Consider the following 14,449-nt stretch of genomic DNA (forward strand, 5'->3'; position numbering starts at 1 on the left):
GGGTCTGGTATTCGAGGAGACGACCGATGAGCGACAGAATCAACACACTGGACGAGCTTTTGAGCGATCCGATGGTCCTGCTCGTGATGGAGCGCGACCGCGTGCGCCCCGAACAGGTGCGTCTCCTGCTCGAACGAGCGCGTCGCCCTGCTGTCGACGCCGTGCCACCGGCGCATGTGGTGGCCAAAAGCTGCATGCAGCATTGGCTCGGCAGGTGATGACGAGGCTCTCCCTTCTCCTGCAAGAGGAGAAGGGAGAAACATACCTAACAACTTGATTCAAACTTTATTGGTAATTTATCGTTAGTAATCGAAGCCGGTTTGTCCGGCGGCGTCCTTCTGCCTTCGGTCTGTTGTGTTTTGCGTACAGGTCCAGATGCGGATTTCAGGCGTCGTCGGTTTTATGGTGGCATCGCTGTGCCTTGCCGGCTGCTCGTCCACGGCAGGCGTCGATGCCTTGCAGCCGTCGAACGAGACGACCAGTTCGGTCGTGCGGCCAAGAGCGCCGGTCGCGGCGGCCCCGGTGGAGACGGCCGAACTCGCGCCGATGCGGTCCGACATGGTGACCGACAACGCTGCGGCCGACAATGCGGTGGCCGACAATGCGCCTCCATTCTCCATGGTCGAGGAAGAGGAGGCCATTGTCGCGGACACGCCGTCGGCCGATGGGAACGCCAGCCCGCAGCTTGAGCCGGTTGCGCTGATGTCGCCGCCAAAGCGGCTGACGCGCGCGGCGCCGGCCATGCTGGCCTCGCCGGTCACCCGTTACGGCTTTCGCGATGCCAAGCCGATCAATTTCGGCAAGGCATCGCCCCGCTATCTCGCCGTGCATGGCGTCGACGTCTCGCGTTGGCAGGGCAACGTCAACTGGAGCAAGCTGCGCGCCCAGGGCGCCAACTTCGCCTACATCAAGGCGACCGATGGCGGCGACCATCTCGACCCGATGTTCATGAAGAACTGGCGCAATGCCGACGCCGCCGGGCTGAAGCGCGGCGCCTATCATTTCTTCTACTGGTGCCGCACCGCCGGCGAGCAGGCCGACTGGTTCATCCGCAATGTGCCGAAGATGGACGGCGCGCTGCCGCCGGTGATCGATGTCGAATGGAACGGCGAATCCTCCTGCAAGCGGCGGCCTTCGCGTGCGACGGTGCTGGAGAAGATGCAGGTGTTCATGGACAAGCTCGAGCGCCATTACGGCCAGCGGCCCATCATCTACACCAGCCCCGATTTCTACCGCGACAATCTCAAGGGCGCCTTTCTTGATTACCCATTCTGGCTGCGTGCCGTGGCCCGGCATCCCTCAAAAGTCTATCCCGGCCGCAAATGGCTGTTCTGGCAGTATTCCGGTTCCGGCCTGTCGCACGGTGTGAGCGGCCGCATCGACCTCAACGTCTTCCATGGCGACGAGCGCGCCTGGCGGGCATGGGCCGGGGGACAGACGACCGTCGCCGACGCCAACTGAGGGCTTCCCGCAGGGCTGGCGACGATGCCGCCGGCACACCTGCGCCTTCGGCCGTGCGGCGCTTTGGCTTGAATTTTCAGCGTCTCGCTAACGATCCGCTCACTCTGTCCTTTAGCTGTATCGCAACAGCCTTCCGGTAACGTGTCCGTGATCGGGTTTCGGAGGGCTCCATGCGCAATCCAATTGTGGCCATCGCTGTTGTCGCCGCTGTCGGCTACGGCTTTTTCAATTCGCTTTGGCATATGCCGAGTAGTGGCGACACGCTGGCGGAGTCGAAGCAAAACGTCGTTTCCTATTCCACCGAGGACAAGGCGATGCAGGCTGCCAAGAACAGCGGCCGCTCTACCCTCAAGCGCTTCCACGAATTGATGGATGCCGGCACGCCCGGCACCTACACGGTGAAATTCCCGCTGACCCAGAACGGCGCCACCGAGCATATCTGGCTGCAACTGGTCGGCTACAGCGACGGCTCCTATATCGGCCTGCTCGCCGACGTGCCGGTCAACGGCAACAAGTACAAGATGGGCGACAGGATGACGGTGACCGAGGTCGACGTCGAGGACTGGATGATCAAGAACGGCAAGGTGATCTACGGCGGCTACACCACCCGCCAGGCGCTTGCGGACATGCCGAAGGAACAGGTCGCCAAATACGGGTTCACCTTCAAGGACTGAGGACCTAGGCGCGCGCGAGCTTCATTGCGGCGCCTTGAGGGACATCGCGCAGCTCGTGCTCGCGTATCTCCGCCGTTTGCGCCAGCACCCAGTCGCGAAACACCTTGATCTTGGGGGTGTTGCGGCGGCTCTCCAGGTGCACCAGCCAATAGCCGTCGCCATCCGATCCAAGCACGTCGAATGGCTGTATCAACTGGCCCTTTGCCAAAAGGGCGCTGTAAAGGTTTTTGGTGAGGATCGCGGCGCCCTTGTCGGTCAGCGCCGCCATCGCATCATAGGCCTGCGTACCCAGCTTCGGGCCCGCCATGATGCGATCGGGCTCGAACGGCACGCCGGCCGCTTCGAACCAGATTTTCCACCACGGATCGTCGGCACAGCATAGCGGCACCTTGTACAGATCCTCGGGGCGGTGGATGCCGCCGACGCTTTCGGCGAGCTTTGGACTGAGCATTGGCGTGTAGTCGGCCTTGAACAGATAATGGGCCGTGAGACCCGGCCATTTTCCGCTGCCGGTGCGAATGCCGACATCCATGTCGCCGCGCGTGAAATCGACCAGGCCATGCGATGTATTCACCTTCACGGCCAAGTCGGGATGCATCAGCTGGAATGTTCCAAGCCACACGGCAAGCCAGTTCGTTGCGAAGGTCTCCATGGTTGTCACCGACAGCACGCCGGTCGCTCCGCCCTTGGTGGCGACCCACGCATCGGCCAGCGCCGAGAACGCGCCGGATGCGTGCGGCGCCAGCTGTTGTCCAGCCTCGGTCAAGGCAATCTGCCTTGTTTTCCTTATGAAAAGCGGCGTTCCGGCGCGTTCTTCCAGCACCTTGATCTGATAGGAGGCGGCGGATTGGGTCATGCCGAGTTCTTCGGCTGCCTTGGTGAAACTGCCCAGCCGCGCCGCGGCTTCAAACACCCTGATGGCACCTAATGGCGGTAGTTCCCAGCTCATGACGCATCAATCCTCCTGATGCATACTACGCGACGTTCGATTGGAAACCAAGACCGGAAAGCGGCATGCTTTGTCCATCAGACCAAACCCTGGAGGACACGGCAATGACCACCACAATCGCTCTCTACAACACGCTTCGCCGCCCGGTGCTCAACCTCTTCACCGCGCCGTTCAGACCCCGCAAGCGCGGCCTGCTCGACCACCGCTCGCTGTCGGATCATTTCCTTAGGGATATCGGTATGCTTGACGGACGCGTGCCTCCCGGCACCATTCGCTAATCAAGCTGTTCTGACCCAAAAAGATGCATGGGAGGGAACGATGACTGTGCTGTCCGAGGATCTGGCCAAGAGCCGCAAAACCATCAACGCCTATGAAGACTATGCCGAACGCTACGACGCACTAGTGCGGCACGTTCCCAACCAGAGGGAACAGAAATGGCTGAAGCGCCTGGTCGCGATCACCGGCAAAGGCGGCCAGATTCTGGAGGTCGGGTCAGGACCCGGATACGATGCGGACTTCGTCGAAGGGCTCGGTGTCCACGTTCGGCGCACCGACGCAACAAAACGGTTTCTCGAGCTGCAGGCGGCACGCGGCAAGCACGGTGAATTTCTCGATCTCATCACCGACGATCTCGGCGGCCCCTATGACGCGGTGCTCGCTTTGTGCGTCCTGATCCATGTGCCGCGCGAGCAGACCGACCAGGTTCTTGCGAAGATAGTAGGGTCGCTGCGGCCGGGCGGCGCCTTCCTCGTCTCGATGCGCATTGGCGATGGCGAGAAGAGCGGCGAATATCATACTGTCTATTGGCGCAGGGACGATTTTGCGGCCCGTCTCGAAAGCGCCGGGCTGGTCCTTGTCGGGGACGAATTCAACGTCGGCCGCGATCGCGAAGAATGGACCACCTTCCTGGCTGTGAGGCCCTCATGACTCGCCGCGGACTGCTGCTGTTTGCACTGCTCAGTCTTTTGTGGGGCATTCCCTATCTGTTGATCAAGCTGGCGGTTGCCGAGGTGTCGGTGCCCTTCCTGGTCTTTGCCCGGGCAGCCGTCGGGGCTCTGGCGCTGTTGCCCTTCGCCCTTGCCCAGGGCAGCTTCGGATGGCTGAAGACACAATGGCTTGCGGTCGCTTCATTCTGTGTGGTCGAGATGGTCTTGCCATGGGGGCTGATCGCTCATGGCGAAGTCAGCATCGACAGTTCCACTGCCGGGCTGCTGATTGCCATGACGCCGGCCGTAACCGTCGCGCTCTCCAAGCTGATGGGCTCGGATGAGCGGCTTGGGATGCGCCGCTGGCTCGGTCTTTTCCTTGGCTTTGCCGGTGTCTTTGTGCTGGCGCTGCCGACACTGGGTGGCGGACTGCTCGCGGTCATCGAAATTCTCATGGCCGCAGCCTGCTATGCCTTGGGGTCGATCATCGCGTCGCGCTGGCTGAACGATGTGCCGGCCAGCGCGCTGACCGCTGTCTGTCTGATCGGGGCCGCCGTGATTTATGCCGTGCCGGCAGCGCAGGCCTGGCCCACGGTCATGCCGTCGATGACGGCGGTGAGCGCGATCGTCGGCCTTGGCGTGTTTTGCACGGCGATTGCCTTCGCCACCTACTTCCTGCTGGTGCGGGAGATCGGCCCGGAGCGGGCAGTCGTCATCACCTATGTGGCGCCCGCCGTCTCGGTGGCAGCCGGCGTGCTCGTCCTTTCAGAGCCGCTCGATATCGGCATTCTCGCGGCCTTCGCACTCATCCTGTGCGGGTCGTATCTCGGCACATGGCGCGCTCCGCAAGAGCCATCCGTTTCTGCAACCACGGCAAGCTGATAGCGGCCGCCAGCCGCTCTCAGAAATAAGGCTTCAAATTCTCGCGAATGCGGTCCAGCACGGTCTTTCCCGATGTATCCGCAACAAAGTGCTTCCCCGTGATGGTTTCGTAGGCCTGCGTGTAGACCCGAGACGTCTGCTCGATGAGCTCGGCCGGGATTTTCGGGATACGATCCTTGTAGGGATCGCAGCGCGCCGTGACCCAGGCGCGAATAAAGTCCTTGTCGAAGCTCTGCGGCCGCTCGCCTGACCTGAAGCGCTGCTCATAGCTTTCCGCCAGCCAGTAACGGCTGGAGTCGGGCGTGTGGATTTCATCGGCAAGGATGACGGTTCCGTCCTTGTCCGTGCCGAATTCGTATTTGGTGTCGACCAGGATCAGGCCGCGTTGGGCGGCCAGCGCCTTGCCGCGCGCAAACAGCGCCAGCGCATAGCGCGAGACAGTGTCCCATTGCTCCTCCGACAACAGACCGCGCGTCAGTATATCGTCGCGCGTCAACGGCTCGTCATGGCCGCCATCGAGCGCCTTGCTGGTCGGCGTGATGATGGCCTGAGGCAGCTTCTCATTGTCGCGCAACCCGTCCGGCAGGCGGATGCCGTACATGTCGCGTTCGCCGTTCTTGTATTTCGTCAGCACCGAGGTGCTGGTGGTGCCGGCGAGGTAGTCGCGAACGACGATCTCCACCGGCAATATGTCGAGCCTCGTGCCGACAACGACATTGGGATCGGGATAGTCGAGCACGTGGTTGGGGCAGATATCGGCCGTTTCCTCGAACCAGTAGCGCGCCGTCTGCGTCAGCAGCTCGCCCTTGAGCGGGATCGCCGTCAGGATGACATCGAAGGCGCTAAGCCGGTCCGTGGCGATGATGATGCGGCGGCCATCCGGCAGATCGTAATTTTCGCGGACCTTGCCTTTGTAGTGGTTCGGGAGTTCCGGAATGAAGGCATCTGAAAGAACGCGCAGTGCTGTCATCCTGGTCTCGTGGCTCCCGACAAGTTTGAGGTGGGGCGACTCTTAACAAAGTTGGCGGGGCTTCGATACCCGAGGAAGGGTGGTTCGGCTTTTGCGAATAAACAAGACAATGCCGTCGCCGTGCTGTCTATTTGAAGCTTCCTGCAATTCTGGGGGAGCGGGGACGGGTGGAACTGCAATTTCTGATCGTCGGGTTTGTCTGCGTGGTCGCGGCCGCGCTGTCGCTCATCACTTTCGTCAAATGGCGCGAGGTGCAGGCGATGAGCCACTGGCTGCCGACGCCGGGCAAGATCATCTCGTCGCGCGTCGAGGCGCGCAAGGTGAGGGTCTCGGGCGTCGGCGCCGACAGCGAGAAGGTCACCGAAATCCGAAATTTTCCCGCCATCACCTTCGAATACAAAGTGGCCGGCAAGAAATACCGCGGCTCGCGCTACAGTGTGAAGGAAAATCTCGGCAATTTCGAAGTCGATGAAACCCTGGCGCAGTTTCCCACAGGCGCCGAGGTGACGGTGTTTTATAACCCGGCCGATCCCAGCAAAGCGGTGATCGAGCGCACCTTGCCGGACGGCGCCTTCAAATTCATGGTCAAGCTGTCTGCCGGGCTGGTGATCGGTTCCGCGGTGCTGGTGTTTTCCACCGGTGGTGTTGTGAAGGCGATCAGGCCGTTCCTGCCCAAGCCGGAAAGCCTCGGCATCGCGATGGTTCTGTTTTTCATGGGCCTGTTCATCCTGCTCATGGGGATAGCCCAGAAGGTGCTTGCAAGGCGGGCGACAAAATGGCCCGTTGCCGCCGGCCGCATCGATGCTTCGGGAGTTGAGACGGTCCGGATCGATGCCGGCTCCCAACGCTGGCGCCGCGCCTTTCGGTCCCGCATCGTCTACAGCTATGAGGTTGCCGGTCGGCGCTACACTTCCAGTCGCGTCACCTTCGGCGCAGCGGTCGCCGCCTCGCTGGCTGCCCTGGTTCGAGGCCAGTCGCAACGTTATGCCGAGGGCAGCAAGGTTGACGTGCACTACGACCCCGCCAACCCAGCCTCCGCCGTGCTCGAATGCAGGGCGCGCGGACTGTGGCTGCTTTGGGTGTGTTCGATCGGCTTTATTGGTGCTGCGGCCTGGCTGGTCGGGCTCGTACCTACGCTTTGACAGGATGCAGCGATGAATAGCGCCATGAGATCGATCCTCTGGGTTTCCGTCCTGTTTGCCGCCGCGTCGATATCGGCTGCGGCACACGCGGATGAGCCGGCGCCGTCGCGCTCTCCGATCGACAAATGCGTCTGGGAAAAACTGGCCGACAAGACGGTCGGTCTGGCCGCCTGGGCGCAGCGCTGCGATTTCGGCTTTCGCCAGATCCATTTCGAATTTGTCGGCCACGCGCTTGCCATCAAATACAGCGACGGCGGCGCGCGCGATCCACTGGTCGAGGTATTCGACATCAAGGCAGGCGAAACCGCCGAAGCTACGGTGCTCCGGCTGTTGCTGGAAAAGACCAACAAGGCCGTCAGCGCCCGCTGCGTCCTGGCGCCCTACACGGAAGGAACAGTGCCCGCCGGCGTTAAACGCTTCACCTTCAGCCCCGACGCCGCCTACGCGAAAGAGCTGAAGGCGCTCGCCAAGCCAGACGAGGTTCCCGAGCCACCTTGCGGCGACTGGGGCGAAATGCCGGACGGCATCCAGTATTTCGAGGTGCCAGCGGGTGAGGGGCGCAAGCTGCTGTTCGTCCGGGTGGGGCAGGACGAGCCGCTGTTTGACGAGCAGACGCTTCGGGTGTTGCCGGCGGAGTAAGGACTGAGCGACAAAAATGGCGACATCCAGCACTCCCCGTACACCCTTGTTTCACTACACCACCTTCTCCCTAGGGAGAAGGTGGTGTAGTTGGGCTAAGCTGCCTTCATGAACCAATGGGACTGAATGAAACTCGAAGCGACTGGATCGATATTGTACCAATAGGCGATATTATTGGTGGAATCGACCACATAAAGGCTGTCGTCTTGATCCATAACCGACCAGACGGCATTGCAAACTTGCTCTGCCGAAAGAGAGGTATCCAGATACCAGAATGACTTTTGGATTTTCGCCCATGAGCCGAGAGTTTTGATCTTTGCGATTACCGCCTGATAGTTTTTTTCCGGTGCATGAAGGTCATATGAAACGTGTATATTGTTAGCCATGACGGCCTCCTAGTTCATTATGTGCCTCAGCTACCTCGACTCCAAGAACCGACTCCCCATATGATATCCCTGCGACAGGAGAGGGGATTTCGATCTCTTCGCCCCGCGTGGGCTTCGGCTTATTCGCGGTATCCAAAGCCGATCCGAAAGGGTCGGCTTTGGTATTTCAGGCGCAAGTATGCGGTCTAAACTTTTTAGATGACTTTCCTCTTTTGTTCCCTTTGCCATTTCGGCCCGATCTTGCGACCGGGCCGATGATGTTACGGTTTAGCGGCTAGGTTTTCCTCAGCTGCACCCGCTCGTGGCGCCGCACGTATCGCACTTCTCGCAAGTCCCGTTCCGCACCATGGTAAAATTCTGGCACTCGGAGCAGGAATTGCCGGTGTAACCCTGCAGCAGCGACTTGGCGCGGCGGTCGGCGGCGAGTTTCTTTGCCTCGGCTGCTTCGTTGGCCGCGGCATCGGTGAACAGCGCCGCGGTGGCGTCGGCCGCGTCCACAACCTCCTCGAAGGCGATGTCCTCGGCCAATTCCTTGGCCCGCTCCTCATAGTCGCGCTTGTAGGCGACGGCCTCGTCGCTGGCCGGCTTCAGCGCCAGCACGTTGGAGCCGGAGAAGGCGGTGGGTGCCGAGCGGGCAGGGGTGCCGGCGCCGGCAAAGCCCTTCGGATCGCTGCTCGTTGCCCGCGACACCAGCTTCACCGGCGAGGCGCCACGGGTCAGGCCCTTGGAGACCGCATCCGTCTTGCCTTCGCTGATGCCGCGTCCCAGTGCCGTGTTGGAGAAGTCCGACTGGTCGACATGGGCGAGGTCGTTGCGGCCGAGATAGGAGATGGCCAGTTCGCGGAACACGTAGTCGAGGATCGACGTCGCGCTCTTGATGGCGTCGTTGCCCTGCACCATGCCGGCCGGCTCGAACTTGGTGAAGGTGAAGGCGTGCACATATTCGTCGAGCGGTACGCCGTATTGCAGGCCGAGCGAGATGGCGATGGCGAAGTTGTTGAGCAGGCCGCGCAGCGTGGCGCCTTCCTTGTTCATGTCGATGAAGATCTCGCCGAGGCGGCCATCGTCATATTCGCCGGTGCGCAGGAAGATGGTGTTGCCACCGATCTTGGCCTTTTGCGTGTAGCCCTTGCGGCGTCCCGGCAGCTTTTCCTGCTCGCGCGACACGCGCTCGATGATGCGCTCGACGATCCGCTCGGTGATCTGCGCCGCACGCGCCGCCGCAGGCGCCGCGATCAGCTGCTCGACCATGTCGTCCTCGTCCTCCTCGCCATCGGCGAGCAGCGACGAATTCAGCGGCTGCGACAGCTTCGAGCCGTCGCGATAGAGCGCGTTGGCCTTCAGCGCCAGCTTCCACGACAGCATGTAGGCGCCCTTGGCGTCTTCCACCGTCGCATCGTTGGGCATGTTGATGGTCTTGGAGATGGCGCCGGAGATGAAGGGCTGCGCCGCCGCCATCATCTGGATGTGGCTGTTGATCGAAAGCGAACGCTTGCCGATCTTGCCGCACGGGCTGGCGCAGTCGAACACCGCCAGGTGCTCGGCCTTCAGGAACGGCGCGCCTTCCAGCGTCATCGCACCGCAGACATGGATGTTGGCGGCCTCGATGTCCTTCTTGGAGAAGCCCAGCGCCGGCAGCATCTCGAACGAGAAGTCGTTGAGCTGCTCGTCGGTGAAGCCAAAGGTCTCCTTCACCCAGTCGGCGCCGAGCGTCCACTGGTTGAAGACGAACTTGATGTCGAAGGCCGACTTCAGCGCTGCGTTAAGCGCGGCGATCTTCTCATCGGTGAAGCCTTTGGCCTTGAGCGAGCCCGGGTTGACCGCCGGCGCCTGGTTCATGTTGCCGTGACCGACCGCATAGGCCTCGATCTCGGCGATCTGGCTCTCGGAGTAGCCCAGCGTGCGCAGCGCTTCCGGCACGGCGCGGTTGATGATCTTGAAGTAGCCGCCGCCGGCGAGCTTCTTGAACTTCACCAGCGCGAAGTCGGGCTCGATGCCGGTGGTGTCGCAATCCATGACGAGACCGATCGTGCCGGTCGGCGCGATCACGGTCGCCTGCGCATTGCGGTAGCCATGCTCCTCACCGAGCTCGATGGCGCGGTCCCAGGCAGCCTTGGCATGCACGGCCAGGTCTTGCTGCTTGAGGTCGGAAGCGACCAGCGGCACCGGATTGACGGCGAGCTTCTCATAGCCGCCCTTTTCACCGTAGGCAGCGCGGCGATGGTTGCGCATGACGCGCAGCATGTTCTGCGCGTTGCGGTCGTAATCGGCGAAGGCGCCGAGTTCACCGGCCATCTCGGCCGAGGTGGCATAGGCGACGCCGGTCATGATCGCGGTGAGTGCGGCGCAAATGGCGCGGCCCTCGTCGGAGTCATAGGGAATGCCCGACGTCATCAAGAGGCCGCCAATGTTGGCGTAGCCGAGGCCGAGCGTGCGGTATTCGTAGGACTGCTTGGCGATCTCCTTCGACGGGAACTGCGCCATCATCACAGAGATTTCGAGAACGACGGTCCACAGCCGCACCGTGTGCTCGTAGGCAGCGATGTCGATCGTGCCGTCGGCATTGCGGTAGGGCAGCAGGTTGATCGAGGCGAGGTTGCAGGCCGTGTCGTCGAGGAACATGTATTCCGAGCACGGGTTGGAGGCCCGGATCGCACCGGCCGAAGCGCAGGTGTGCCAGTCGTTCATCGTCGTGTTGAAATGCAGGCCCGGATCGGCCGACGCCCAGGCGGCGTAGCCGATCTTTTCCCAGAGGTCGCGTGCCTTCAGCGTCTTCAACACCTTGCCGTCCTTGCGGGCGGTCAGGTGCCAGTCGGCGTCGTCCTCGACGGCGCGCAGGAAATTGTCCTTCAGCGACACCGAATTGTTGGAGTTCTGGCCGGAGACGGTGAGGTAGGCGTCGGAATCCCAGTCGGTGTCGTAGGTCTTGAACGACATCGAGGTGTAGCCCTGCTTGGCGAACTGGATGACGCGGTAGATGTAGTTCTCCGGCACGGCCGACTTCTTGGCCGCCTTGATCTCGCGCTTCAGTGCGGTGTTGAGGGCCGGGTCGAAGCAGTCGTCGGCATTGCCTTCGCAGTTGATGCAGGCCTTCATGATCGCCTCGAGATGCTTCTTGACGATCTTGGAGCCGGTGACCAGCGAAGCGACCTTCTGCTCTTCATTGACCTTCCAGTCGATGAATTCCTCGATGTCGGGATGGTCGGCGTCGACAATGACCATCTTGGCGGCGCGGCGCGTCGTGCCGCCCGACTTGATGGCGCCCGCCGCGCGGTCTCCGATCTTGAGGAAGCTCATCAGGCCCGACGAGCGGCCGCCGCCGGACAGCTTTTCGCCTTCGCCGCGCAGCAGCGAGAAGTTCGAGCCGGTGCCCGAGCCGTATTTGAACAGGCGCGCTTCACGCACCCACAGGTCCATGATGCCGCCTTCGTTGACGAGATCGTCCTGCACGCCCTGGATGAAGCAGGCGTGCGGCTGCGGATGCTCGTAGGACGACTTCGACTTGGTCAGCTTGCCGGTGAACGGATCGACATAATAATGGCCCTGGCTTGGGCCATCGATGCCGTAGGCCCAGTGCAGGCCGGTGTTGAACCATTGCGGCGAGTTCGGCGCCACGCGCTGCGTTGCCAGCATGTAAGCGAGCTCGTCGCGGAAGGTGAGCGCATCGTCTTCCGATTTGAAGTAGCCGCCCTTGTAGCCCCAGTAGGTCCATGTGCCGGCAAGGCGATCAAAAACCTGGCGGGCGTCGATCTCGGAACCGTAGCGCTCGGCTTCCGGCAGCTTTGCCAGTTCGGCCTCGTCGGCGACGGAGCGCCACAGGAAAGAGGGGACGTCGTTCTCCTCGACCTTCTTCAACCGCGCAGGCACGCCGGCCTTGCGGAAATACTTCTGCGCCAAAATGTCGGCGGCAACCTGGGAGAATTGCGCCGGCACATCGATATTGTCCAAGCGGAACACCACCGAGCCATCCGGATTCTTGATCTCCGAAAGCGCCTTGCGGAATTCGATCTCCGCGTAAGCTGATTGCCCTGGCTTGGTGAAGCGACGCTCGATGCGCATTGGTCCGATCCCTTTTGTCTATATATAGCGCTTTTCCCCAGGGATTTCTGCCCCACAAGCTGAAAAACGCAGTCCGCCGTTTGCCGGCATTGCGAGCAACGCCGGCACTCTCCTTTTCGCAAGTGCCGGCATGCAGACAGCAATACGCCTTCCCCAGCGTTTGCCCGGGCTGCAGACCGACCCTTGCGGGTCCCTCAACTGAAACTTTGATCGATTCCCTCGTTCGAGGGAGGTTCACACTATCTAGCGTCGAGACTGCCTGCAAACACTAAATATAGTGTTAACAGATGATTTTTTCCAGTCCGACAATTCTCCCTTTCGTCACCCCAAGCCCCACGATCCCAACGCTTCCGCCAGCCTCGTAAACAGGCGGAAATCTGGGCAAAAACGCACAAAATCCGGGAAAAAAGACCGGGCTCGAAACTCTCCGGTCGCGCCCTCAACAAGAGCACATGGCACATAAAAGGCGACTCGGTTTGCGTCGTCAAGGATTCGTTTGCGTAGCTTTTGTGACCCCAACATCTTGTGTGTCACATATGTGGATAACGGGGACAGAAAACCGTCTGCGCCGAATTCGCTGGACCCCGATCCGAAGCCGGCTTTCGCCCGACTTGCGGCCGTCCAGGCGTACCGAACGACCATCCCATGACCGCAGCGGATGAGTTGGCGTATCAGCGCAACCCGATTCCGGATCTTTTGAAAAAAACTTGACGCCGCGGCAGACGGATGCACTTATTAGTCCGTAACTAAGATATAAATTCCATAAATATGGAATATACGAAGGGAACCCATATGAAGCGCTTTCTGCATATTGCTGCTTCGCTCGCCGCGCTTCTCCTGGCGGCGACGGGCATCGCCTCGGCCGAGCCCGCCAAGGGCGGTGTCATCGATGTGGCGACTATTGGTGAGCCGCCGACGCTCGACCCGATGGCCTCGACCGCCGACCTCGTCGGCATCGTCACCCAGCATATCTACGAGACGCTCTACACCTTCGATAAGGACTGGGGCATCACGCCACTTCTGGCCGCCGACATGCCTGAGATTTCGCCCGACGGCCTCGTCTACACCATCAAGCTTCGGACCGGCGTGAAGTTCCATGACGGCAGCGACATGAACTCTGCCGATGTCGTCGCCTCGCTGCAGCGCTGGATGAAGATCGCCACCCGCGGCAAGCAGGCCGCCGAAGTCATCGCTTCGGTCGATGCGGTCGACGAGGCGACGGTCAAGATCACGCTGAAGAAGCCGTTCGCGCCGCTGCTGGCGCTGCTGTCGCTCAACAACGCCGCCGCCATCATCATTCCGTCGGAGAATGCCGGGCAGGACCCGCTGACCTCCTTTGTTGGCACCGGCCCCTATATGCTGAAGGAGCGCAAGCCCGACCAGTTCATCCAGCTTGCCCGCTTCGACGGCTACAAGTCGCGCGACGGCGAACCCAACGGCTATGGCGGCGCGCGCAAGCAATATCTCGACGAAATCCGCTTCGTGCCGGTTCCCGACCCCAATACCCGCGTCGAGGGCGCGGTCGCCGGCCAGTTCGCCTATGTCGATTCTATTCCCGTCGAATCCTTCGACAAGATTTCCGGCGGCAAGACCGCGCCGGTCATCCTAAAACCGTTCGGCTGGCCAGTGTTCGTGCTCAACACCAAGCAGGGGCTGAACAGCGACATCCGCATCCGCAAGGCGATCCAGGCGGCGCTCGCGCCCAACGACATGCTGCTCGCCGCCTTCGGCTCCAAGGATTTCTTTGCCGCAAACGCAGCCCTCTATCCCGAAGGCTATGCCTGGCACACCGACGCCGGCATCGAACCTTACAAGCCCGATGGCGACACCGAGGCTGCGGCAGCGCTGCTGAAAGAGGCGGGCTATGACGGCAAGCCGCTGCGCATCCTCACCAGCCGCCAGTATGAGTTCCACTACAAGATGGCGCAGGTTGCCGCGGAGTATCTGAAGGCCGCCGGCTTCCAGGTCCAGCTCGACGTCGTCGAATGGGCGACGCTGACCAAGAACCGCACCGATCCGGCGCTCTGGGATGTCTACATCACCCACAGCCCGTTCCTGCCCGAACCGTCGCTGACCGGCATCATGTCGGATTCTTCGCCGGGCTGGTGGGTTTCCGACCGCAAACACCAGGTGCTGAACGCTTTCAACGCCGAGGCCGATCCGGCCAAGCGCGTTGCGTTGTTTGCTGATGTGCAGAAAGCGGTGTTCGACGAAGTGCCGGCGGTCAAGATCGGCGATTTCAACGCGCTTGCCGCGCAGGCGCCGACGCTGAAAGGTGTGACGCCGGCGCCGTGGCCATACTTCTGGAACGCCTACCTCGAGGGCAAATGAGAATCCTCCCGCCTGTCCCGCCGCGTAGGG

At 61.5% G+C, this 14,449-nt stretch carries 13 protein-coding genes; 9 read left to right on the plus strand and 4 right to left on the minus strand.

The annotated features are described in order from the left end of the window. The first annotated feature begins 26 nt into the window (after positions 1 to 26). The 3 genes from AC1DZ8_RS16730 to AC1DZ8_RS16740 all read left to right on the plus strand — a co-directional run bounded on the left by AC1DZ8_RS16730 (position 27) and on the right by AC1DZ8_RS16740 (position 2,135). Complete coding sequence (locus AC1DZ8_RS16730; protein ID WP_477303991.1) at positions 27 to 218, plus strand: hypothetical protein; 192 nt, start codon at positions 27 to 29, stop codon at positions 216 to 218. A 157-nt stretch (positions 219 to 375) separates the two neighbouring features. Next, positions 376 to 1,461, plus strand: coding sequence for a glycoside hydrolase family 25 protein (locus AC1DZ8_RS16735; RefSeq protein WP_477303993.1), 1,086 nt, complete (start codon positions 376 to 378; stop codon positions 1,459 to 1,461). Between the two features lie 170 nt (positions 1,462 to 1,631). Further along, positions 1,632 to 2,135 (plus strand): DUF2314 domain-containing protein, encoded by a 504-nt coding sequence (locus tag AC1DZ8_RS16740; protein WP_477303995.1) that lies wholly within the window; start codon positions 1,632 to 1,634, stop codon positions 2,133 to 2,135. 4 nt (positions 2,136 to 2,139) lie between these two features. Here AC1DZ8_RS16740 and AC1DZ8_RS16745 read toward each other — a convergent pair whose 3' ends face one another. After that, on the minus strand, positions 2,140 to 3,084 hold the full coding sequence (locus tag AC1DZ8_RS16745; protein WP_477303997.1) for a LysR family transcriptional regulator: 945 nt from the start codon (positions 3,082 to 3,084) through the stop codon (positions 2,140 to 2,142). Positions 3,085 to 3,188: 104 nt separating this feature from the next. Here AC1DZ8_RS16745 and AC1DZ8_RS16750 point away from each other — a divergent pair, with 104 nt between their 5' ends. Genes AC1DZ8_RS16750 through AC1DZ8_RS16760 form a run of 3 tightly spaced genes read left to right on the plus strand, consistent with a single transcriptional unit; the run spans position 3,189 to position 4,892 of the window. Beyond that, the gene (locus AC1DZ8_RS16750; protein WP_477303999.1) at positions 3,189 to 3,362 is read left to right on the plus strand and encodes a hypothetical protein; all 174 of its coding nucleotides are present in this window, start codon (positions 3,189 to 3,191) and stop codon (positions 3,360 to 3,362) included. Between the two features lie 40 nt (positions 3,363 to 3,402). Continuing rightward, the gene (locus tag AC1DZ8_RS16755; protein ID WP_477304001.1) at positions 3,403 to 4,011 is read left to right on the plus strand and encodes a class I SAM-dependent DNA methyltransferase; all 609 of its coding nucleotides are present in this window, start codon (positions 3,403 to 3,405) and stop codon (positions 4,009 to 4,011) included. Beyond that, positions 4,008 to 4,892 (plus strand): DMT family transporter, encoded by an 885-nt coding sequence (locus tag AC1DZ8_RS16760; protein WP_477304003.1) that lies wholly within the window; start codon positions 4,008 to 4,010, stop codon positions 4,890 to 4,892. The genes AC1DZ8_RS16755 and AC1DZ8_RS16760 overlap by 4 nt, the downstream gene beginning before the upstream one ends. Positions 4,893 to 4,911: 19 nt before the next feature. Here the strand turns inward: AC1DZ8_RS16760 and AC1DZ8_RS16765 are convergent, their stop codons facing one another. Continuing rightward, positions 4,912 to 5,853, minus strand: coding sequence for a phosphoribosylaminoimidazolesuccinocarboxamide synthase (locus AC1DZ8_RS16765; protein ID WP_477401382.1), 942 nt, complete (start codon positions 5,851 to 5,853; stop codon positions 4,912 to 4,914). A 176-nt stretch (positions 5,854 to 6,029) separates the two neighbouring features. On the opposite strand from AC1DZ8_RS16765, the gene AC1DZ8_RS16770 reads away from it, so the two are divergent. After that, complete coding sequence (locus tag AC1DZ8_RS16770; protein ID WP_477304005.1) at positions 6,030 to 7,004, plus strand: DUF3592 domain-containing protein; 975 nt, start codon at positions 6,030 to 6,032, stop codon at positions 7,002 to 7,004. A 24-nt stretch (positions 7,005 to 7,028) separates the two neighbouring features. Next, positions 7,029 to 7,643 (plus strand): hypothetical protein, encoded by a 615-nt coding sequence (locus tag AC1DZ8_RS16775; RefSeq protein WP_477304007.1) that lies wholly within the window; start codon positions 7,029 to 7,031, stop codon positions 7,641 to 7,643. Between the two features lie 95 nt (positions 7,644 to 7,738). Here AC1DZ8_RS16775 and AC1DZ8_RS16780 read toward each other — a convergent pair whose 3' ends face one another. Next, a complete protein-coding gene (locus AC1DZ8_RS16780) occupies positions 7,739 to 8,029 on the minus strand; it encodes a hypothetical protein (RefSeq protein ID WP_477304009.1) in 291 nt (96 codons plus the stop codon). Positions 8,030 to 8,314: 285 nt separating this feature from the next. After that, positions 8,315 to 12,088: a vitamin B12-dependent ribonucleotide reductase gene (locus tag AC1DZ8_RS16785; protein WP_477304011.1), complete on the minus strand. Its 3,774-nt coding sequence runs from the start codon at positions 12,086 to 12,088 to the stop codon at positions 8,315 to 8,317. A 792-nt stretch (positions 12,089 to 12,880) separates the two neighbouring features. Here AC1DZ8_RS16785 and AC1DZ8_RS16790 point away from each other — a divergent pair. Beyond that, positions 12,881 to 14,419, plus strand: a complete 1,539-nt coding sequence (locus AC1DZ8_RS16790; protein WP_477304013.1) for an ABC transporter substrate-binding protein — start codon at positions 12,881 to 12,883, stop codon at positions 14,417 to 14,419. Positions 14,420 to 14,449: the final 30 nt, after the last annotated feature.

It is taken from the genome of Mesorhizobium sp. P2_F7 (genome assembly GCF_056403695.1).